The 22142-nt window shown below is 43.1% G+C and carries 17 protein-coding genes; 5 read left to right on the top strand and 12 right to left on the bottom strand.

The genetic code is table 11. The features are described 5' to 3' along the window. The first annotated feature begins 63 nt into the window (after positions 1-63). Positions 64-4512, top strand: coding sequence for a translocation/assembly module TamB domain-containing protein (locus D0T57_RS04445; RefSeq protein ID WP_255490490.1), 4449 nt, complete (start codon positions 64-66; stop codon positions 4510-4512). Further along, on the top strand, positions 4512-5708 hold the full coding sequence (locus D0T57_RS04440) for an SAM-dependent methyltransferase (RefSeq protein WP_163271296.1): 1197 nt from the start codon (positions 4512-4514) through the stop codon (positions 5706-5708). Before D0T57_RS04445 ends, D0T57_RS04440 begins: the two co-directional genes overlap by 1 nt. A 7-nt stretch (positions 5709-5715) precedes the next feature. On the opposite strand, the gene D0T57_RS04435 is transcribed toward D0T57_RS04440, so the two are convergent. From D0T57_RS04435 to recR, 8 genes are all read right to left on the bottom strand, one after another. Then, entirely contained in the window at positions 5716-6687 is a 972-nt protein-coding gene (locus tag D0T57_RS04435; RefSeq protein WP_221412282.1) for a hypothetical protein, read from the bottom strand. Positions 6688-6897: 210 nt separating this feature from the next. Then, positions 6898-7785, bottom strand: a complete 888-nt coding sequence (gene rfbD, locus D0T57_RS04430; RefSeq protein WP_255490491.1) for a dTDP-4-dehydrorhamnose reductase — start codon at positions 7783-7785, stop codon at positions 6898-6900. A gap of 405 nt (positions 7786-8190) precedes the next feature. Next, on the bottom strand, positions 8191-9072 hold the full coding sequence (gene fabD, locus D0T57_RS04425; protein WP_163271290.1) for an ACP S-malonyltransferase: 882 nt from the start codon (positions 9070-9072) through the stop codon (positions 8191-8193). Positions 9073-9157: 85 nt separating this feature from the next. Continuing rightward, the gene (locus D0T57_RS04420) at positions 9158-9724 is read right to left on the bottom strand and encodes a pentapeptide repeat-containing protein (RefSeq protein ID WP_163271288.1); all 567 of its coding nucleotides are present in this window, start codon (positions 9722-9724) and stop codon (positions 9158-9160) included. Beyond that, complete coding sequence (locus D0T57_RS04415; protein ID WP_163271357.1) at positions 9724-10287, bottom strand: L-threonylcarbamoyladenylate synthase; 564 nt, start codon at positions 10285-10287, stop codon at positions 9724-9726. Before D0T57_RS04415 ends, D0T57_RS04420 begins: the two co-directional genes overlap by 1 nt. Positions 10288-10303: 16 nt before the next feature. Further along, complete coding sequence (locus D0T57_RS04410) at positions 10304-10831, bottom strand: GNAT family N-acetyltransferase (protein ID WP_163271286.1); 528 nt, start codon at positions 10829-10831, stop codon at positions 10304-10306. 154 nt (positions 10832-10985) lie between these two features. After that, positions 10986-11438: a BT0820 family HAD-type phosphatase gene (locus D0T57_RS04405; RefSeq protein WP_163271276.1), complete on the bottom strand. Its 453-nt coding sequence runs from the start codon at positions 11436-11438 to the stop codon at positions 10986-10988. Between the two features lie 78 nt (positions 11439-11516). Beyond that, positions 11517-12140, bottom strand: a complete 624-nt coding sequence (gene recR, locus D0T57_RS04400) for a recombination mediator RecR (RefSeq protein ID WP_163271274.1) — start codon at positions 12138-12140, stop codon at positions 11517-11519. 244 nt (positions 12141-12384) lie between these two features. Between recR and mutA the strand changes: the two genes are divergently transcribed. The 3 genes from mutA (at position 12385) to D0T57_RS04385 (ending at position 17185) form a co-directional block, all read left to right on the top strand. Continuing rightward, a complete protein-coding gene (gene mutA / locus D0T57_RS04395) occupies positions 12385-14268 on the top strand; it encodes a methylmalonyl-CoA mutase small subunit (protein WP_163271271.1) in 1884 nt (627 codons plus the stop codon). A gap of 114 nt (positions 14269-14382) precedes the next feature. After that, a complete protein-coding gene (gene scpA / locus D0T57_RS04390) occupies positions 14383-16530 on the top strand; it encodes a methylmalonyl-CoA mutase (protein WP_163271269.1) in 2148 nt (715 codons plus the stop codon). 145 nt (positions 16531-16675) lie between these two features. Continuing rightward, positions 16676-17185 (top strand): hypothetical protein, encoded by a 510-nt coding sequence (locus D0T57_RS04385; protein ID WP_163271267.1) that lies wholly within the window; start codon positions 16676-16678, stop codon positions 17183-17185. A 17-nt stretch (positions 17186-17202) separates the two neighbouring features. On the opposite strand, the gene D0T57_RS04380 is transcribed toward D0T57_RS04385, so the two are convergent. The 4 genes from D0T57_RS04380 to D0T57_RS04365 all read right to left on the bottom strand — a co-directional run bounded on the left by D0T57_RS04380 (position 17203) and on the right by D0T57_RS04365 (position 22084). Beyond that, complete coding sequence (locus tag D0T57_RS04380) at positions 17203-18372, bottom strand: VWA domain-containing protein (protein ID WP_163271266.1); 1170 nt, start codon at positions 18370-18372, stop codon at positions 17203-17205. Between the two features lie 305 nt (positions 18373-18677). Next, complete coding sequence (locus D0T57_RS04375; RefSeq protein WP_163271264.1) at positions 18678-19034, bottom strand: cupin domain-containing protein; 357 nt, start codon at positions 19032-19034, stop codon at positions 18678-18680. A 63-nt stretch (positions 19035-19097) separates the two neighbouring features. Next, positions 19098-20210: a LacI family DNA-binding transcriptional regulator gene (locus tag D0T57_RS04370; RefSeq protein ID WP_163271262.1), complete on the bottom strand. Its 1113-nt coding sequence runs from the start codon at positions 20208-20210 to the stop codon at positions 19098-19100. 107 nt (positions 20211-20317) lie between these two features. Beyond that, positions 20318-22084, bottom strand: coding sequence for a polysaccharide lyase family 1 protein (locus D0T57_RS04365; RefSeq protein ID WP_163271260.1), 1767 nt, complete (start codon positions 22082-22084; stop codon positions 20318-20320). Between the last annotated feature and the right edge of the window lie 58 nt (positions 22085-22142).

Genomic DNA, 22142 nt, shown 5'->3' with positions numbered 1-22142 from the left:
GAAACCATAAAAAAGTTTAAGAAAATATTTCTTTCAATTCTCGGCACAGCCACTTTTCTGGTTTTGCTGTTATTTGGATTATTAAATGTACCTGCCGTTCAGGAATATGCAAAAGAGCAGATAGAAAAGGAATTAAAGTCGAAACTGAATACCGAATTGGGAATAGGCAAGCTTCAGTTTCAGCCATTCAGCACGATTGCCCTGGATAGCGTATATTTATATGACCAGTCGGACGAGAGAATATTATTGGCTGATAGGATATCAGCCGATGTCGATTTATTTTCTCTGCTGAAAGGCAAGATCGTAATCACCTCGGCATGGTTGTCCGATTTTGAGATACGCTTATCGAAGCAAACTTCCGATTCTCCGCTCAACATTCAGTATATTATAGATGCTTTCAAACCGAAAGATGATAAACCATCGAAGAAGATAGAGTTTGCCATCAATTCGGTGAATGTAATAGACGGCAATTTCTATTATGACGTAAAAGACAAAGAGGCGAAAGAAAATGCGTTCGACCCCAACCACATACAAGTTTCCGACCTACATGCTAAATTGACATTACGGTCGCTACACGAAGACTCGCTGAATATACAGGTAAAGAAAATCAGCCTGAAAGAAAAAAGCGGGTTGGAAATATCAAACTTGGTTTTCCGTCTTATGTCTCAAGAGAAAAAATACTCTATACGTGGATTTAAGCTGGATCTGCCGGCTTCGCATCTCGAACTGGAAAGGTGTGAATTAGACCTCACCCCGACAAGCGACACGGCAAAAATAATGGATTACGCCACCGTTGACCTGAAAATTGCAGAGTCGAAAATAGGCCCAAAAGACATTGCCGCACTTTCTCCTGCTCTACAGTATTTCAAAGATGCTGTAACCCTAAAAGCCGAAGTGTCGGGAAACATCGACGACCTGGATATAAAAGATCTCTCGCTGTTCTATGGAAAAAACCTGAAACTGATATCGAATGCCGAAATAAAAGACATACGCTTTCCTGATAAGACCTATATACTGGGTAGTGTAGACAAGCTAATGGTAACAAGCGATGAACTGGAAGGCATACTCAACAATTTTTCTGACAAGAAAAAACAACTGCCCCAAACATTGAAAAGGTTGGGTACAATTTCTTTCGAGGGCGATATATCGGGATACCTGAAACAGCTCACTACATTTGGCAGCTTCGAAACAGACCTCGGTATAGTAAAAGCAGATGTACTGGTTGGGCTAAACCCTAAAGCCAATGTAAAAACACATATACAAGGGAAAATATATACTACCGACTTTGAAGTAGGCAAGCTGACCGGAAATAACAACCTGGGCTCCGCCTCCTTAAATCTGTCTGTAGACATGGAGCAACCCAAATACGGCAAGCTAAGAGGGTCGGCACAAGGAAATGTATACGATTTACAGTACAAGAACTATACTTACAAAGATATCAATCTGGATATTGACTACGACGGGATGAAGGCAGACGGGAATATCAACCTCGACGACCCGAATGGGCTGTTGGCTATAAATGGCTTATTCGACCTGACAGACAAGGACAATCCGAATATGGTATTTAAAGCCCGCCTGAAAAACGTACACCTCAACAATCTCAACCTATTGGGCAACGAGCACAACACCTATTTGTCGCTCAATATAGATGCCGACTTCAAAGGGAAAGATATTGACAATGCCGAAGGGTATATCAGGCTAGATTCTTTAGATTACATAAGAGATGATAAGTATTTCCAGATGAAGAAGTTTCTTATGGAAATTACCGGAGACCAAAACAACCGGAATATGAATATCACATCCGATGTACTCAAAGGAAAGATTGAAGGCATATATAGCTTTACAACACTGGTCAACAGCGTAAAACAAACCCTAAGCCCCTACTTGCCAGCCCTGATAAAGCCAAACGAGAAGAAGAAGCCCGATGACAAAACAAACATATTCACTTTCAATTTGCAAATCGGTAATACCGAAAAACTGAGCGAAGCCTTCAAATTACCCGTTACAGTATTGAGCGAAGCTAAGATAATCGGCTTCTACGACAATATCCGCGATAAGTTCAAGCTCGAAATATTTACCCCTTCGATAAAAGCAGCAGGGATGAATATACGTTCGGGCTATGTAGCACTTCGGAATCCCGATGAAACATTGGAGAGCCGAATCAATGCGCTGATATTAGGCAAGAAAGAATCGGTAAACGACATAGCTATTAATTCCAGTATAAAAGACAACCAGATAAATACCAATATCTCGCTGATCAATGATGGAGAGAAAAAAGCAAAGGGCGATTTTTCCATTTCCACCTCCTTTGCCAAAGAAGATAAAGGCCCTCTGATAGTAGACATAGATACCTATCCCAGCGAGTTGCTGCTCAATAACGCTAACTGGAAGATGGAAAAATCGAACATAAAGATAAACAACGGGACTTTCACCATCAACAATTTTTATGTGTATAACGAAAATGGCGATCAGGAGATAAAAATCAACGGCAGATATTCTCCCCAAACGAGAGATGTACTGAAAACCGATCTGAAAAACATCAACCTCGAATACATATTCCAAACATTAGCTATCGATGCCTTGCAGTTTGGTGGATATGCAACCGGAAGCCTGCGTGCATCATCTATTGAGGGAAATCCGTATGCAAATATAAGCTTGGACGTAGATGATTTTAAGTTCAACGGCACCGAATTAGGGAACCTCAACCTGTTTAGCGAACTCAATGAGACTACTAAGGTGCTGGATCTCGATGGGCTGATTGTAAGTAAAGAAAGTAAGCTGACCAAAGTAAACGGGCAACTCGACCCCATAAAGCAAGGTTTGTCGATAAACTTTGACGCCGACAGCCTCGACATCAGCTTCCTGAACAAATATGCAGAAGCCGTATTTGACAATATCACCGGACGGGGAAGCGGACAGGTGCACCTGTTTGGCAACTTTTCGGATGTGACCGTAGAAGGTAAAGCCTTCATCAGAGATGGCGGATTGGGAATCAGCTTCCTCAATACAAGATACAACTTTACAGATACCGTATATCTGAAAAAAGACCTGATATATTTCAACGACATCATACTTTCGGACCAGTACGGTAATAAGGCGCAAGCCAGCGGTAAAGTATCACACGACTTCTTCCACGACTTTATGTACCAGGTAGACCTGAAAGCCGAGAACTTCCTGCTCTACAATACCACTCCCGCCCAAAACCCATATTTCTACGGCAAAGTATTCGGCAGTGGAAACGGCTCTATAGGAGGCAATGAGAGTGCCGTGGATGTAGCTATCAGGATGCGGACAGAAGACAAGACTGTAGTGCGGATGAACTTCATGGAAGAAATCATCAACGAGTATTCATTCATTACATACACATCGGACACAAGGAAGGACTCTGTTCAAACCCCTGCTGCCCCGCAACCCAAATTGGCATTAAAGACCGATTCAGACATGGATATCAATATGGACTTCTATATAGATGCAACCCCCGATGCCATTGTAGAATTGGTGATGGACCCCGTAGGTGGCGATGTATTAAGAGGATCGGGTAGCGGAGGGATGCAATTCAACTGGAATACCAAGAACTCTCCGCGACTGTATGGTACTTACAACATTGCGCGTGGAAGCTACAACTTTACCTTCCAACGGCTGATGGAGCGGCGTTTCTCGATACAGGAAGGCAGTAATGTACAATTCAGAGGCGACCCGTTCGAAGCCATTCTTGATGTTACAGCTATCTACAAACTAAATGCCAGCCTGCACGACTTAGACAGCCAGTTGGCCGAGGAAGTGGGACAAACTACCGTCCCGGTCAATTGCGTTCTCAACCTTACAGGAGCCTTGAGGCATCCCAACGTTGGGCTCGATATCACATTCCCTTCTGCCGACCCGGAAGTAGAACGGCAGTTGAAAAGCATTATAAATACCGAAGACGAGATAAACAAGCAAGTGGCTTACCTGCTGATACTCTCCAAGTTTAAAGCACCAAGCTATGCCGTACCGGGTACCCAGACATCAGACTTTGCCGCAGTAGCTTCGGCTACGCTGTCTAACCAACTCACCAAGATAGTAAGCCAGATAGACGACAGGTGGCAGCTAGGTACGAATATCAGATATAGTGATAGCGACCTCACATATACAGAGGCCGAGCTTATACTATCGAGCCAGCTACTAAACGACCGGCTACTTATAAACGGAAACTTCGGCTATCGTAGCGACATCAACAAAGAAGCTATGATAACGGATGTAGACATCGAATACCTGCTCAACAATGCCGGAACCTGGCGCGTAAAAGCATATAACCATTACAATGAGAAGTATTATTATACCCGGAGCGATAAATCGCCCAACACACAGGGTATAGGTATTATATATAAGAAAGACTTTGACGACCTCAACGACTTATTCCATCGCCGCAGAATGAGGATACTGCCGCAGACCGACACGGTAACGACCATTGTTCCCGACTCTACCAAAAAAGGCAGTGAATTGAGCAACTTCATAAAACTAAAGACGAAATAATGCTCTCCCCTACCCTGACAGACTTCGTAGAAGAACATGAAAATGACGACATCAGTTCTTTAGCCTTGCAGGCTGCAAAATTCAAAGATATAGATATAGAAACAGCCATCCGCCAGATTGCAGGACGGAAGATAGCCAGACATAAGATACCGGCATGGTATGCCAACCGGCACATTATTTACCCGAAACACCTCTCTCTGGAACAAAGTTCATCTGAACAAACGGCACTTTACAAAGCCTCGCTGTGTAAAGGAGAATCTATGGCCGACCTCACCGGAGGAATGGGCATTGATTTCTATTTTATGGCACACAATTTCGATACAGCCATATATGTAGAGCAGCAGGAAGAGTTGGCAACTACAGCTACCCACAACTTTAAAGTATTAGGATTGCAAAATGCAGTAACCATAAACGAAGATGGCGTAGATTATCTGCAAAAGATGCAACCTGCCAGCCTGATCTATATCGACCCTGCACGCCGCAATAATAGCGGTAAGAAAACGGTATTGATAGAAGACTGCACGCCCAATATACTGGAAATAGAGAAACTGTTGGAACAAAAAGGACAAACGGTAATGATAAAACTATCGCCAATGTTGGACATATCGCTTGCTTTAAGTTCGCTGTCCAATGTTTCCGATGTGCATATTGTCAGTGTAAACAACGAAGTAAAAGAGTTGCTGTTCGTTAAACAAGCTGTAGCCAATAAGACTCAATTTCACTGCGTGAATATAAAGAAAGACAAGACGGACAGGTTCTCGTTTTACAAAGAGGAAGAGCAATCGGCACAGCCCGTATATACCGAAACAACTGGCAAGTACCTCTACGAACCGAATGCCTCTATACTGAAAGCGGGAGCTTATAAAATAATAGGCGAAAAACTATCCTTATCCAAATTACATCCGAGCAGCCATCTGTACACTTCCGATTCCCTTATCGGGGATTTTCAGGGAAGAGTATTTGCTGTAGAAAACATATGCAGCTTAAGCAAGAAGGACATCAAAGAACACCTTTCCAATCTGGGACAGGCAAACATAACCACTCGCAATTTCCCTCTATCGGTAGCCGATATACGCAAGAAAACGAAACTGAAAGAAGGAGGCGACACCTATATTTTTGCCACAACAATAGCTAATGGCGATAAAGTACTGATTATTTGCAGGAAAGCCATGCCATCAGTTTTCACCGAAACTTAAACAGCCCCTATATATATAATACTTTATCTATATTGTGTATATACTCATACTGCTTGTTGACAAAGGCGTACATAATATCTTCGTTCGTACCCGACAGCATGGTTGAATACCGTTTCAGTGAATCTATCCACCTGCGATGATTCTGGCATAGAGCCGAATTGGTAATGTGTATAGGATCGGGAGAGAAACTCCAGACATCCGACTTTTCTATGCCGTCGTATCTCCTGTATGCACTACTGGAACTCAGTACCAGGGTAGAGAGATAAAAATTGCAAGGGAATGACCATTCGGAATTTTTTTCGAGCATTATCTCTTTTCCCTTTGTTATGGCCGATATCAAATCGCTTTTCAACCGTTCGAGTTCGTCAGGGGTGATAAGTTTGCGTTGATAATAATACTGTATATCTTTTACTACATTCAATATCAAATTGGAATCGAAAATAAACGATGAGTTCTTGCCAGCCATAAAGGGAAGCTGGTCGCGGTACAAAGAGGTAATCCTCTGCGGAATCACCAGATTGTAAAGAGCATAATCGTTTGGTATCTCGCGCATTATATGCATCCACCTGTAATACAGGAAACGGAACAGATCTGCGAATTCATATGTAAAAATCAGATGCATCCTGTTTGCGGTAAATGCCATTTCCACATCTTGGGCATTCATGTATTTTCTGTTCAGATTGATAAAATGATTAAACAAATAATACACAGCATCTTCGACAGTTGTTGCCGAATATCTGGCATATTCAGCTCCAAATTCCTTGCCCATAATAAACGCGATGTCATCGAGGGAGAAATCAAGTTTTATCGACAGTTTTACTATCTCCTGAATAGTAAAACTCTTTTTACAATTGATTCGCCGGTAAACAGAGTCGCGGCTCAAATCCAGCTCATCCATCAAAAAATCAACCGGATTTACATTCGCAGGTATGAAATCCAAAATCTTTTTCACAAGAATCAAATCCACACTGTTCTTCATAAGAGTGATACAGATTAATTTTAAAGTTGTTGATAACTAAAGGATGTATCAATTTAGCGATCGTAAAACAACTAGAATTTAATACTTCCCTATATACAGTATGCTTTATTAACATATGAACAACCCGGATTGCAGAATAGTTCGCCGGTAAACAGATAAAAACCTCCGAAACGCGCACTTATAGAAGATTCTACCTGCCTGCTGTACGTTTCAGCCATTCTCCATTTCGCTGATACATACCGCCAGGCTTTCCTGCCATTGCGGGATAGAAATGCCGAAAACAGTTTTCACCTTCTCTTTGCTCAACACACTGTACATGGGCCTTTTAGCCTTAGTAGGGTATTGATCGGTAGCGATGGGGTTTACCTTACAGTCGATACCTGCCAGGCGATGTATTTCCAGCGTAAAATCGTACCATGTAGTTACCCCTTCATCCGAATAGTGATAAATACCGGATTCGAATGCTTTCGTATATGAATGTTCCAATATGCGAAGTATCGCCTGAGCCAGATCGGCAGCATTGGTCGGTGTTCCCGTCTGGTCGGCTACAACATTCAGTTCATCGCGTTCGCGCCCATATTTCATCATCGTTTTCACAAAGTTGTTTCCATAGATGGAATATAACCATGCTGTACGTATTACAATACTTTCGGGGCATGCCTTCAGCAACTCGATCTCGCCTTCGCACTTCGATTTGCCATATACCGATTGCGGATTGGTTTCTATATCTTCGGTGTACGGGGCATTTGCTGTACCATCGAATACATAGTCGGTAGAGATATGGATAATCCTTGCTCCGTTGTTTGTCGCCGCAACAGCAAGGCTGGCTATCGCATCGCGATTGATTTTATAACATAGTTCGACATCGTCTTCGGCCTTATCTACGGCTGTATATGCAGCACAATTGACAATATACGCAATACTGTGCTCTTTTATATAAGCATCTACAGCTTGCCTATCGGTAATGTCGAGATCGGCTACATCGGTAAAGAAGAATCTGAAATGGGTAGTAAACTCTGAAGAGAACCGTCTCAGTTCGCTACCCAGTTGCCCGTTGGAACCGGTAACTAATACATTTTTCTTATTCAGCTCTGTCATAAATATATTTTTTGCTGCTTCATCCTGGATATCAGTCTGTTTACTTCCTGTAAGAAATGCCATATCGTAAATACTTAGTTATTAATACCTCTTAGTAAATTGAAAATAAATGTAAGCACTCTTGTTACTTTTTCCGGCCGAGCTTGTCTCAAAACCCGCATTAAATTAACCTATCTTTACACTATATTGTTAAAAAGTAACACAAGTAACGCTTTTTCGCTATTTTTACGATGTTACTTTTCCCCTCTCTTGTCGTGGCTTGCCTATTCTCCACTTCGGGGAACAAAGGGGGCTTATATAGATAAACTTTTTTATTACTGATTCACAATTCGCACCATTAAAAAACTGACAGGATACAAATTTACTAAGTAATTGTACCCTGTCAACTATTTTATCTTATATTTTTTATTGCTTTCCGCTGGTAACTACATCCGATGCGATTTTCTTCACCAATCCCTGAAGTACATTACCCGGGCCTAGCTCTACAAATTCTGTTGCTCCATCGGCAACCATATGTTGCACCGATTGCGTCCATTTTACAGGTGCAGTCAGTTGGGCTATCAGGTTTTCTTTGATTACAGCAGGGTCTGTTTCGCCTTTTGTCGATACATTCTGATAGACAGGGCATATCGGCGAACTGATCTCTGTAGTATTGATTGCTTCCGAAAGTTCTACTTTGGCCGGCTCCATCAATGGTGAATGGAACGCCCCTCCTACTTTAAGTTTCAACGCACGCTTTGCTCCGGCAGCCAACAGCAATTCGCAAGCCTTGTCGATACCGGCTATAGAGCCTGATATCACGATTTGTCCGGGGCAGTTGTAATTGGCAGGAACTACTACTTCGTCGGTAATAGATGCGCATACTTCTTCCACCTTTTCGTCGGGAAGTGCCAATACGGCAGCCATAGTGGAAGGTGCCATTTCGCAAGCTTTTTGCATAGCCAATGCACGTTTGTAAACAAGCTTCAAACCATCTTCGAACGACAATGCTCCGGCTGCTACCAATGCCGAAAATTCGCCCAATGAGTGTCCTGCAACCATATCGGGTTTAAAATCTTCGCCCATTGTTTTTGCCAAGATTACCGAATGAAGGAAGATAGCAGGTTGTGTTACTTTGGTTTGACGAAGGTCTTCGTCTGTTCCTGCAAACATCAGGTCGGTAATGCGAAACCCAAGAATCTCGTTTGCTTTCTCAAACATTTCTTTAGCAAGTGCAGAGGTCTCGTAGAGTTCTTTTCCCATACCTACAAACTGTGCTCCTTGCCCTGGAAATACAAATGCTTTCATTTTCAATATTTAATAGTTAAAAAAGCGGTTTAATTTCAGCGTGCAAAATTAGTAAAAATAATCAGATATAGAGGCAAGGTTGCCGCTAATCTTCTATAATTATATTGAAGTGGTTGAGTAATCCCGTCAATCCGTCTTTCGAGAAGCGCGCTTTTTTTATTTTATTTTGGGTGAGGTCTATTGTATAATTGCAGGCCGAGGTGAAATCGGCTTCTTGTATATTGGTATTATAGAAAATAGTTTCGTTGAGATCGCAACCTGTAAATTTCGATTGCCTGAGATCTGCTTCTCCAAAGTCGGCACCTTTTAGCGAACAGTTGTTGAAGATGGTTTTGCTCATCTTCCTCTTTTCGAAAGAACTGTAATCGAGTATGCAGTTGTCGAAATTCACTTCGAAAATAAAGTCGTTGCAATGGTTAAACTTCACTCCCATTATTTTGCAGTTGCGAAACGAAGCGTTGTTTAATGTAGACTGTGTGAGATCGGCTATGGAAAGGTTGCAATTATCGAAACTGCAATCGTTGAACTGGCACGAAATTACTTTAGCTTCCGAAAAGTTGCAATTAGAAAATGTGCAATAATCGAAGATCTCATCAAAGAGTCCTTCGTTATATACTTCTCCATCGAATATTTTGTCTTCGTAAACAGACATCACTCTCTTATTATTTTTACTCCTCCGTTTTTGTCCAGTTTGATAATACTCGAAGCTTTGGCTTCCGTTTTATCTTCCTGCCGGTATTTTACGATATAGTCCACACCTTTTTTTATTTCTTCGTTTATCTCCGAGAAATTGGCCGGCGCAGGTTGCCCGCTTATATTGGCCGATGTAGAAACTAAGGCTTTGCGGAAACGCTTACACAATTCGTTCGAGAATTTCTCCTTTGTGATACGTATAGCCAGGCTGCCATCGGGGGCTATCAGGTTTTGAGCCACATTGCGGGCATTGTCATATATTATGGTAAGGGGCGTTTCCGATACTTCGATCAAGTCCCATGCTATAGCCGGCACTTCTTCTATGTAGTAATCGAGTTTCACGGGGTTGTCGAGCAAGGTTATCAGGGCTTTTTGGTCTACTCTTTTTTTCAACTCATATACCCGCTTTACCGCTTCTTGGTTTGTAGCATCGCAACCAATACCCCAAATGGTATCGGTAGGGTAAAGGATAAGCCCTCCTGATATAAGGGTTTCGAATGCCGCTTTTACATCTTCTCTTATGTCCTCTGCCATCTTGTTATTTGCTGTTCACCAACTGGAATAAACAAACATTTTCGAAAACCTCTCCTCGTTGTACCCAGTCTTTAAGTTGTCCGACTTGCTGGTATCCCGCTTTCTCAAACAAGCTGATACTTTTTGTATTGCTTTCGGAGATATAAGCATATATCTGATGCAGGTACAGGAAGTTGAAAGCGTAGTCGCTCATCAACTCCAGGGTTTGTTGGGCAAACCCCCTCTGCCTGTATTTTTCGTCTATAAGGATACCGAGCCCGGCTCTCCTGTTGTGGGCGTCTATCTCGTATAAATCGAGTGTGCCGATAGTTGCCTTTTCTTCCGGTAGGTCTACCATCAGGCGCAGCTGCTTGCTTTGGTAGATATCCATTTCCAGCGCATCGTTGATGTATTGGCGAAGTACCAGTTTGGAATAGGGGGCCAATGTATTGCCATGTATCCATAGCGAAGTTTCATTTTCCCACCTGTACAATATATCCAGATCTTCCGGCTCTACTGCCCTAAGCTCTATTTGTGTATTTTTCAGTAACATAGTTTTTAAATGAAAAATTAAAAATGAAGAATGAAAAATGAAGAATGAAAAATTAAAAATGAGGAATGAAGGATTAAAAGTGAGAAATAAAGGATTAAAAGTGAAGAATAAGAAAACCCTAACTTAATTTTTAATTCTTCATTTTTCATTTTCATCAATATTTATTCTTCTCTATCATCTCTCCCAAACGGATAAAGAAATTCTTTTTGCGGCGCACCCTGTTGTTTTCGCCCGAAGCCATCATTATATTACTAAAATCGGTCACTCCGTTTTCCACGCCTTTTATCATATGGTATATCACCCCCCAATCGGGCAATCCGCCTACATTTCTGTCGTCAATATACATTTCCGCATTCAGTTTCCGGGCAGCAGAAGCAGGGTCTTCTTCCGGATGGTTTTTGTTCGCAGCATAAAATCTCAACCCTTTGCTTTCACAATAGTCTACAGCTTCCTGAAGCAGTTCGTCGGTACGTACTGTCCACATCAAAAGGGTATGTCCGTCTTTTTGTAATTGTAGCAATGTCTCTATAGCAAAAGGTATAGGACGTCCGATTTTCGGATATGCATGTTCTACTATAGTTCCATCGAAATCAACTGCAATAATCATAATGAATTGGTAGTTTTTGTTTTATTGTATTTAGTAACTGATGCAAATATACAATTATTCTGAAAAGGAGATAATAAATTACATCCGGTACGACTCGTTAAATAATGTACGATTCAAGATAGACCTGCCCAACGTAACCTCGTCGGCATACTCTATTTCGTCGCCAATAGAGATTCCTCTGGCTATCATCGACACTTTCACATCGAATGGCGACAGCTTCTTATATATATAGAAATTGGTAGTGTCGCCTTCCATCGTCGTGCTCAGTGCCAATATCACTTCGTTCACACTTCCCGACTCCACTCGCTCTACAAGGCTGTTTATTTCCAGGTCGGCAGGGCCAATGCCATCTATCGGCGAAATAATCCCCCCCAGCACGTGGTACAATCCTTTGTATTGCATCGTATTTTCTATAGCCATCACCTCTTTGATGTTTTCTACTACACAAATGGTAGAAGCATCGCGCGACCTGTCTTTACATATCGGGCAGACTTCCTCATCGCAAATATTATGGCATACTTTACAATATTGCACTTCGTGCTTTAGCTGCACAAGAGCCTGCGAAAAACCGTCAACAATAGCATTGTCCTGCCTCAACAAGTGCAATATAAGCCTCAAAGCCGTCTTACGCCCGATGCCGGGAAGCTTGGCAAACTCATTCACGGCATTTTCGAGTAAAACAGATGGATATTTTTGATTCATATACTTCTCCGAAAGAATAAACGGCAAAGATAGGAACTTTTTGAAAGTTTTCGAATAACTGAATCCCATATAAGATTAATAAAATACAATTTTCATTTCTCATCTTAAATTATCCTTACCTGTAAAGGAAAAATTTACGGTTAAAACTTTACTAACCAAACAAAATACCTTACTTTTGCAGTGCAAAAAACCAAAGGACACATAATCGAAAAAAACCTAATATATTAAACAATAAAATTTAATCATGGCTAATCAAAAAGAAAAGCTTTTCTCAGACTTTCCATCGGTTTCTACCGAAGAATGGATGGCTAAGATTACGGCTGACCTGAAAGGCGCCGATTTTGAGAAAAAACTTGTTTGGAGAACGAATGAAGGGTTCAATGTAAACCCATTCTACAGAAGTGAGAACATCGTAGGTATGCCAACCGCCGATTCTCTTCCGAGTGAGTTTCCTTATGTTCGTGGTACAAAAAAAGACAACGACTGGTATGTTCGCCAAGACATTTGCGTATCGGACATGAAGGCAGCCAATGCCAAAGCCCTCGATGTATTGAACAAAGGTGTTACTTCGTTGGGATTCAGCATCGACGGTGATGATGTAAATGCCGAAAACATCAAGACCCTGCTCAAAGACATTTGCCCCGAATGTGTCGAACTTAACTTCAGCACTTGCTACCGCAAATCGCTTGAGCTGACTAAGATACTGGTAGAATACTACAAAGGGCTGGGAGTAGATGTAATGAAATGCTTCGGTTCGGTAAACTATGACCCATTCAAGCCGCTTTTGAAAAAAGGACGCGATGTAGAAGGTTGGGTAGAAAAAGCTGCCGAAATAGTGAAAGCTGCCGCTCCGCTTCCGCGTTTCCGCGTATTAGCCGTTAACGCTCATGCTATCAACGATGGCGGTTCGTATATATATCAGGAACTTGGCTATGCACTGGCTAATGGTAACCAAATACTATCTGCACTGGTAGAAGCCGGACTGGATGCTACACTGGTAGCCAAGAAAATCAAATTTAACTTCGGTATCGGAGGAAACTATTTCATGGAAATAGCTAAATTCCGTGCTGCACGCTGGTTGTGGGCCGAGATTGTAAATGCATACAGCCCTATCTGCCCTAACGAATGCCCAAGCAAAACATCTGAAGGCATTTGCCGCTGTGCTGCTAAAATATATGCACACGCTCAGACATCTACTTTCAACAAGACTATTTACGATGCACACGTCAACCTGCTTCGCACACAGACAGAAGCTATGTCGGCAACTATAGCAGGTATTAACTCGCTTACTGTGCGTCCGTTCGACGAAACGTATAAAACTTCTGACGACTTCTCTGAGCGTATTGCACGCAACCAACAATTGTTGTTGAAAGAAGAATGTCACTTCGACAAAATTACTGACCCGTCTTCGGGTTCATATTATATAGAAAACCTTACTAAGTCTATCGCAGAGCAAGCTTGGAAATTGTTCCTCGAAACAGACGAGAAAGGTTTCTACGAAGCATTGAAAGCCGGAACAGTACAAACTGCTATTAAAGCGTCGGCTGACGCCCGCTTCAAAGGATTGGCTACCCGCCGCGAAGTATTGTTGGGAACTAACCAATATCCTAACTTCACTGAAAAAGCCGGAAGCAAAATCGTTGAAAAAGAAGCTTGCGGATGTGGTTGTGGTAAAGATGCTCCTTATATGGCTCTTCCTACCGACCGCCTAGCTACTGCATTCGAAGAAATGCGCCTGGCTACCGAAAAACATGGTGCGCCTACAGTATTCATGCTTACTATCGGTAACCTTGGTATGCGTCTTGCACGTGCTCAGTTCTCTAGCAACTTCTTCGCTTGCGCAGGTTACAAGGTTATCGACAACCTTGGATTCCAGACTGTGGAAGAAGGCGTAAAAGCTGCACGCGAAAAGAAAGCTGATATTATCGTTCTTTGTTCGAGCGACGACGAATATGCAACTTTTGCCCCTGAAGCTCACAAGCTGATTGCAGGCAAAGAACACTTCGTGGTAGCAGGAGCTCCTGCATCTATGGACGAACTGAAAGCTCAGGGTATCGAGCACTTCATAAATGTGAAGAGCAACGTACTCGAAACATTAAGGATGTTCAACGCTAAGTTAGGAATCTAGCCCTCCCTACCTCCCCAGAGGGGAGGAGAACAGAGAGGATGAATACATATAAACGATTACCCTCTTAAGCAAGCCCCTCCGCAGGAGGGGTTGGGGAGGCCAAAATAAAAAAGTATGAAACCAAATTTTAAAAATATAGACATTAACAAAGCAGGCTTCGCAGCGACAGACGCTGCCAAATGGTCTGCCGATAATGGTATAGAAGCTAACTGGATGACTCCTGAATTGATTCCTGTTAAGTCTGTTTATACAAAAGAAGACCTCGAAGGCATGGAACATCTCAACTATGCTTCGGGTATCCCTCCATTCCTTCGCGGGCCATACTCTGGTATGTACGCCATGCGTCCGTGGACAATCCGCCAGTATGCAGGATTCTCTACTGCTGCCGAATCGAACGCGTTTTACCGCCGCAACCTTGCATCGGGACAAAAAGGACTTTCTGTAGCGTTCGACCTTGCCACACACCGCGGATACGATGCCGACCATCCCCGTGTAGTGGGCGATGTGGGTAAAGCCGGGGTATCTATCTGCTCGGTAGAAGACATGAAAGTATTGTTTGAAGGTATTCCGTTGAACCAGATGTCGGTTTCGATGACAATGAACGGAGCTGTACTTCCTGTACTTGCATTCTATATCAATGCAGGGCTTGAACAAGGTGCTAAACTGGAAGAAATGGCGGGAACAATACAAAACGATATCCTTAAAGAATTTATGGTGCGTAATACATATATCTACCCACCTGAATTTTCGATGAAGATTATCGCCGATATCTTCGAATATACATCTCAGAAGATGCCTAAGTTCAACTCTATCTCTATTTCGGGTTACCACATGCAGGAAGCCGGAGCAACAGCAGATATCGAGTTGGCTTATACCCTTGCCGATGGTATGGAATACCTGAAAGCGGGTATCGACGCAGGTATCGACGTAGACGCGTTTGCGCCTCGCCTGTCGTTCTTCTGGGCTATCGGAATGAATCACTTTATGGAAATAGCTAAAATGCGTGCCGGCCGCCTGTTGTGGGCTAAGATCGTGAAAAGCTTCGGAGCTAAGAATCCGAAATCGCTTGCGCTCCGTACCCACTCGCAAACTTCGGGCTGGTCGCTGACTGAGCAAGATCCGTTCAACAATGTGGGACGTACTTGTATCGAGGCTATGGCTTCTGCTCTTGGCCACACCCAGTCTTTGCATACCAATGCACTGGATGAGGCTATTGCATTGCCTACTGACTTCTCTGCCCGTATCGCACGTAATACCCAGATATACATTCAGGAAGAAACTTATATCACTAAGGAAATCGACCCTTGGGCTGGTTCTTACTATGTGGAAACGCTTACTAACGAGCTTGTGCACAAAGCATGGGAGCACATACAAGAGATCCAAAAACTGGGTGGTATGGCTAAAGCTATCGAAACAGGCCTTCCTAAAATGCGTATCGAAGAAGCTGCTGCACGTACTCAGGCTAAGATCGACTCGGGTACTCAAACCATTATCGGTGTAAACAAATACCGTCTGGAAAAAGAAGACCCTATCGACATTCTTGATGTAGACAACACGGAAGTTCGCCGTCAGCAAATCGAGCGTTTGAACGAGCTGAAAGCAAACCGCGACAACGAGGCTGTGAAGAAAGCACTGGCTGCTATCACCGAATGTGTGAAAACCAAAAAAGGCAATCTTTTGGAACTTGCAGTTGAAGCAGCCCACCTTCGCGCCACACTGGGAGAAATCTCAGATGCTTGCGAAGAAGTAGTAGGACGTTATAAAGCAATAATCAGAACAATTTCAGGCGTGTATTCATCAGAAACTAAGAAAGACCCTACATTCCAACATGCACAACAGCTTGTGGAAGAATTTGCGAAGAAAGAAGGCCGTCAGCCACGTATCATGATCGCTAAAATGGGTCAGGACGGACACGACCGTGGTGCAAAAGTTGTGGCAACAGGTTATGCCGACTGCGGATTCGACGTAGATATGGGACCATTGTTCCAGACACCGGAAGAAGCTGCCCGTCAGGCTGTAGAAAATGATGTAAACGTACTTGGCGTTTCGTCACTTGCCGCCGGACACAAGACTCTTGTACCTCAGGTGATAGCCGAATTGAAGAAGCTGGGACGCGAAGACATCGTAGTAATTGCCGGTGGTGTGATCCCTGCCCAAGACTACGACTTCTTGTATAAAGCCGGTGTTGCTGCTATCTTTGGCCCGGGTACTTCGGTTACTAAGGCTGCCGTACAGATAATGGAGATATTGCTGGCTGAGTAACGCCCCTGTAGGCCGACCCAAGGGAAGGTGTTTATAGAGGACATAGATATTTGGAAAGACCGCTCTCGATGGGCGGTCTTTTGGTTTGAATAAGAATACAATCCGATAATTCTTGTATATTTGCAGACAATTCTAAACAGAACTAATGAAAACAAAACTACTTTTAATCACAGCAGCCTTTTTACTCCTTTCGGGCTGCAAAACCAAGCAGTCTTTTTCTCATACAGAAAATACCGCTCTCGATAGATTCAAATACGTGGTGGGTATAAAAAAAGGTGATACAATAGAGAGAGTATTCGAGATATACGGAGAGCCTACGGACCACAGAATACATGAGAACGAATACGACTTCAATACGGTCCATTACTATGTTGCCGGTGAACGGGCTCTTTCTTTTTCTTATAATAAACGGACACATAAAGTAGGAACAATCTACGTAAATCTTGCTGCTGCAGATCTTCTGAAACAGAAGAATATCGAAGACACATTATATATTGGAGTACATGGCGATAAAATAATAAAATTGTTCGGGCCTAAAGAATATGGACATGTGCAACAACTGGAATACAACAGAAGCGAATACCAAGTAGTATTTTATTGCTACAACTTCAACAAATACGAATGCCACGATTATACTATCTATTGGTGGCACTAAGCATTCACTTACAATATCTACACTTTATCTTTCACCCCAAACTGCACAAGATCCTGCCCCTTCAATGCCGCAGCAACAAGGTCTGGCAACCTATCGGGTGTACATGCAAAGCAAGCTATACCCAGTTTACTGATCTCGCGCCCCAAATTGACATCATAATCGGGCTTGCCGCTATCAGACAACGCCAAGAGGGTTATTACCTTAACCCCCTCCTCGTGCATCTCGGACAGGCGGCGCAACAGCCCTTTCCGCACACCGCCTTCGTAAAGGTCGGAAATAAGTATAAACATCGTTTTGCGAGGATTCTCTATCAGGCTTTGGCAATAGGCAACAGACTTGTTGATATCCGTACCACCTCCCAACTGAACGCCAAAGAGCATATCCACAGGGTCTTGGCGGCACAACTCGGTCAGGTCTGTTATCTCGGTATCGAATGCCACTACATGAGTGTCTAATGCCGGCATACTGGCAAAGATAGAACCCATGACAGACGAATAGATGATAGAATCAGCCATTGAGCCACTTTGGTCAATGTCGAGTATTACAGTCCAATTCTTTTGCTTTTGGCTGCGTTCGAAGAAATAGAATTTTTCAGGAATCAGCCGTTTTGTCTTTGTATCGTAGTTTTTGAGATTGCGGTTTATCGTCCTCTTCCAGTCGGTAGATGCAAAATTGGCTATTGGCGAATGGGCTTTTTTATTCAATGCACCTGTAACAGCACGGCGCAGATCTTGCTCCATACGTTTCATTATTTCGTCTACCACCTCCCTGACCAGTTGGCGGGCAGTTTCTTTCGATTTTTCGGGTATTTGCCCTTTCAATGCCATTAGGGTGCCTACCATCGATATGTCGGGTTTTACATTTTTCAGCGTTTCGGGTTCGAACAGCAATTTGGTCAATCCCTTCCGTTCGATAGCATCTGCCTGTATCACACTTACCACATCCTGAGGGAAGAAGGTACGCACATCGGTAAGCCACTTGGCCAGATTCGGCATCGAACGTCCTTTGCCGCCTTGTTTGCCCGAACTTCCGCTTCCTGCAACAACTTCGTTGTCATATATGGCAGCAAGGGCTGCATCCATGATAGATTCCTGCTCGTTGAGCCCTACCCCTCCCAGTTGGCGGGTGTCTTCGCCCAAGATAAGCCGCCAGCGGGTCATATTTTTATTTTTGCCTACTTGTTCCATTCAATACATATTTAAAATAAAGATGTAACCTATCAAGGCAAACGCATGAAACTTATCCGAACTCAATTCAGAACTTTGTAGGGGCGAATTATCATTCGCCCGAAATAGAAAAAAAACCGCGGGCGAATGATAATTCGCCCCTACAGTAGTAAAAACTGTAATATCATTTTTTCACGCTTTTGCCCTGAGTAACCTATTGAAGCAGGTTAATACCATATCATACCTGTTTCTGCTACGAAACCCAATGTCAAAGATAGCAAAACAGCACGGCTAAAAAGGCAAAAGCACAGTAATTTTTCTTTCTATTATTTGATTATTGTTTCATACATATCCTCCCTTATCGGGCTAAATATTTCGAGCAGAACGCCTTCTTCGACACAAACACAGCCATGCAAAACGTCCGGATGGGCATAATAAGCGTCTCCGGCCTGCATCCTTACTGTTTGCCCGTCCACTGTAGCATCGAATACTCCCGAAATGACATATGTCGATTGGGTATGCGGATGAGCGTGTAAGGCTCCTATCGCCCCCTTCTCGAAAAAGACCCTTACAGTCATTATATTATTATCATACGCAAAGAATTGGCGGGTAATACCCTCGCCTGCCTTGTATATAGTTTCTTTCTTCCCTTCGAAAAAGGTCTTGCTTTGTATTTTATTCATATCTTACTTTGTCAAAACTGTGTAAGTGTTTAAATTTCACACAAATTATTTAATGAATCAAATTTAAACGCTTACTGAAAATTCACTTTCTTTTACTTTTTTTTCTTTTATATCGCTTTCGATGTAATAGTCAACATTGTACTTGTTGAGGATATCCATCGAGAAGAGATTATCTTTAATAGCAGGCTTCTTTTTGAATACGAGAAAATCTATCAATGCCTGCATACCTTGCTGCACATGCAATGCTGTCCGCTCTGCAATCAATACAGATATGTACCCATTCCTCACCCCGTCCATATTCTTTTCGAGCATATCGAAACCCAACAGTTTTTTATCTTTTATTCCACGCATCTCCAACCATTCGGATATAATATAAGCACGCGAATTTAAGGTTATGATATGTTGTATATCCGGATGCTCGCTAAAGAATGAATCGAAGAGCTTAATGTTGTACATAAAGTCATACGGCATCATCGAAAAATCATATACTTTGCAATTCAGGTTATGTTCGTCGAGATAAGCCATAAACCCTTTGTGGCGGTTTATCATCGAATCGTTTGGCGCTGCACCTCCCCTGTCGACATTGAAATTTACAATCTCAGGTATTTCCTGCCCATCGAAAACCAAATGTGCGGCAAGATAGCCACTTGCATATAAGGGCATGCCGTAATATGCCAGATAACTACTGTTATCAAGCTTAGTATCAATATATACGACAGGCACAGACAATTCCGACAACTTAGAGACTAAAGTGCTGGCCTCTTTTTTATAGATAGGCGCAATAAGTACTGCATTCGGCTCCAGGGCGAGCGTGTGCGAACACGCCTTACTAAAAGAACCTACATCGAACTGATTGTAGTAAATGATATCGATATCGATGTGGATATTCTTATTCTGCTCGATAGAGGTCATTATACCATCATAAACCATCTCCCAGTAATCGCCTTTCTGGAAATATGGCAATATGGCAATAATCCTGTACGACCTTTTTTGCGATAGTATAGAGGCATATACATTGGGCATATAGCCTATTTCCTTTATTACCTCCAATACTTTCTTTTTTGTTTTTTCCGATACGCCACTTCTATCGTGTAAGACCCTGTCCACCGTTCCTTTCGAAACTCCCGACAAACGGGCTACATCATCCATAGTTGCAAACTTCGAATTGTTCTCCATAATCCAGATATTTTATACTTAAAGCATATCAATGTTTTCTCAATCCTCAAAATTAACAAAAAAAAGCGCCATAACCTAAAACAACGTGCCCGTTTACGAAAATCCCGTCAGTTGCCCACAAGGTTTGCTGCTAATGAGTGTAAATAAACCTCGACATTAGTATATTTCCCGTTTAGATCTAATGTTTTGGCTATCGCGTCATTTGCATCCGAGGGGTTCAATCCATTTGCCGATTCCCAGCTATCGGGCATACCGTCTCCATCGCTATCTACCGGCACATCCCTCGTCAGATATACAGGCCAACCTCCGACAGCCGACTGGGTATCTATCAGCCCATTCTTGCTGGGCACAGGCCATGTATCATTGGGCGTTCCTCCCGTCATATACGTAGCTGTTCCTGTACGGGCATCGCCCGTAGCCCTGCTATCTACTATATCGCGAGGCCATGCCCCGGCTTGCCGCAATACGACATCAAAAGCCTGCTGCGCGCTATGCGTTGTTGTGTGTGCATTGCCTGATACGCCGTTGATAGTCAGCTCTGCATACAAAGGAACTACCGGCGTAGCCCCGTCGTTATAGGCTTCTACGCCCGACCAGTTGTTATCATTTATCCCATTCGGGTTTCCTTCATATATATTGCCCGAGACATAGAGGTGGGGATGTCCTGCATTTGTAAACGTTCCGTCGTAATTGTCTATCATACCGTGAGTACGGATAAACTTCTTCCGCTTTGCCGAAGCCGGGCCCTCTTTGTAATAGTTGTTCACCATATTGAAGTTGCCTCCTTCGCCGCCATAGCTGTTATTCCCACCCCAGTTGTATATTACATTGTTACGGAAATCTACGTTGCCCCTATATTGAGCCTCAGGATATTCGCTTGTATATACATTGCTGTGGTCGAAACGGGGATTGCGGCTATCGTGGCACGACAACAGGTTGTGATGGAACGAGGCATTCTTACCGCCCCATATGCCACCATAGCCATGCGCACTCTTTTTGTCGTGAATAGATTGCCGCAGGCTTTCGGTCATAATGCACCATTGCATCGTAAAATTCTCATTTGCATAGAAGGATGCACATTCGTCGGTACTCCAGCTCATCGAACAATGGTCGATAATTATATTCCGGCAATAGCGTCCCCATATTGCATCATTCACTTCTCCCGATTCGTCGCCAAAACGAAATTTCATAAAACGGATAATCACATTGTCGGACCTCACCCATAAGGTATTATCTTTTAGGCAAATCCCATCTCCGGGAGCCGATTCTCCCGCAATAGTCACATCACCCTTCATCAAGTTCAATCTCCCTTTCAGGGCTATCACCCCCGAAACTTTGAACATTACGATGCGAGGGCCATCCTGATTCAATGCCCAACGCAACGAGCCTTGTGGCGGAGAATAATAGTCATCTTCGAGATTGGTTACATAGATCACACGGCCTCCCCTGCCTCCGGTAGTGTATCTGCCACCGCCTTCCGCGCCGGGAAAGGCGACTACTTTTCCATCGGGGTTTGCAGATGCTTGTTTTACATCAAAGGTTAATGTTACAGGTTTTGCCTGCGTGCCTTTCGAGTCTTTCACGTATATACCATATTGCTTCAGCCCCGGCTCGTCGGGCAGCCGTCTCCTGAGATTCTCGTCAAAGCCATCTTTCAGTGCTGTGGTATATAAATAGGGAGGATGGCCTCCATCTACCTTGATATAGTCAATCAAATTGACCCACTCCCCTACTTCTGCTTCGATAGTAGAATTTGAAATCTTTTCTACTGTCAATTCCCCGGCTCCACTGCCATCCTTATTATCCGATTTGCATCCGGACAAGGAAATGACAATCAATATTATTGCTAATAACCTTTTGATAATATAATCCATAATATCCTTTTTTAAGGGAAAAATCCCCCATTTAAGGGGGCTTGCTTAAATAATTCCA

The sequence above is a fragment of the Dysgonomonas sp. 511 genome, from assembly GCF_010501105.1.
Lineage (GTDB): Bacteria > Bacteroidota > Bacteroidia > Bacteroidales > Dysgonomonadaceae > Dysgonomonas.
Note: the sequence above shows the minus strand (reverse complement) of the source record. Positions and strands in the feature narration are given on the sequence as shown.

Bases quoted from the DNA above. Each gene is read 5' to 3' on its own strand.
- D0T57_RS04440 (WP_163271296.1), top strand. From the start codon at position 4,512: ATGCTCTCCCCTACCCTGACAGACTTCGTAGAAGAACATGAAAATGAC.
- D0T57_RS04435 (WP_221412282.1), bottom strand. From the start codon at position 6,687: ATGAAGAACAGTGTGGATTTGATTCTTGTGAAAAAGATTTTGGATTTC.
- rfbD (WP_255490491.1), bottom strand. From the start codon at position 7,785: ATGACAGAGCTGAATAAGAAAAATGTATTAGTTACCGGTTCCAACGGG.
- fabD (WP_163271290.1), bottom strand. From the start codon at position 9,072: ATGAAAGCATTTGTATTTCCAGGGCAAGGAGCACAGTTTGTAGGTATG.
- D0T57_RS04420 (WP_163271288.1), bottom strand. From the start codon at position 9,724: ATGTCTGTTTACGAAGACAAAATATTCGATGGAGAAGTATATAACGAA.
- D0T57_RS04410 (WP_163271286.1), bottom strand. From the start codon at position 10,831: ATGTTACTGAAAAATACACAAATAGAGCTTAGGGCAGTAGAGCCGGAA.
- D0T57_RS04405 (WP_163271276.1), bottom strand. From the start codon at position 11,438: ATGATTATTGCAGTTGATTTCGATGGAACTATAGTAGAACATGCATAT.
- recR (WP_163271274.1), bottom strand. From the start codon at position 12,140: ATGAATCAAAAATATCCATCTGTTTTACTCGAAAATGCCGTGAATGAG.
- mutA (WP_163271271.1), top strand. From the start codon at position 12,385: ATGGCTAATCAAAAAGAAAAGCTTTTCTCAGACTTTCCATCGGTTTCT.
- scpA (WP_163271269.1), top strand. From the start codon at position 14,383: ATGAAACCAAATTTTAAAAATATAGACATTAACAAAGCAGGCTTCGCA.
- D0T57_RS04385 (WP_163271267.1), top strand. From the start codon at position 16,676: ATGAAAACAAAACTACTTTTAATCACAGCAGCCTTTTTACTCCTTTCG.
- D0T57_RS04380 (WP_163271266.1), bottom strand. From the start codon at position 18,372: ATGGAACAAGTAGGCAAAAATAAAAATATGACCCGCTGGCGGCTTATC.
- D0T57_RS04375 (WP_163271264.1), bottom strand. From the start codon at position 19,034: ATGAATAAAATACAAAGCAAGACCTTTTTCGAAGGGAAGAAAGAAACT.
- D0T57_RS04370 (WP_163271262.1), bottom strand. From the start codon at position 20,210: ATGGAGAACAATTCGAAGTTTGCAACTATGGATGATGTAGCCCGTTTG.
- D0T57_RS04365 (WP_163271260.1), bottom strand. From the start codon at position 22,084: ATGGATTATATTATCAAAAGGTTATTAGCAATAATATTGATTGTCATT.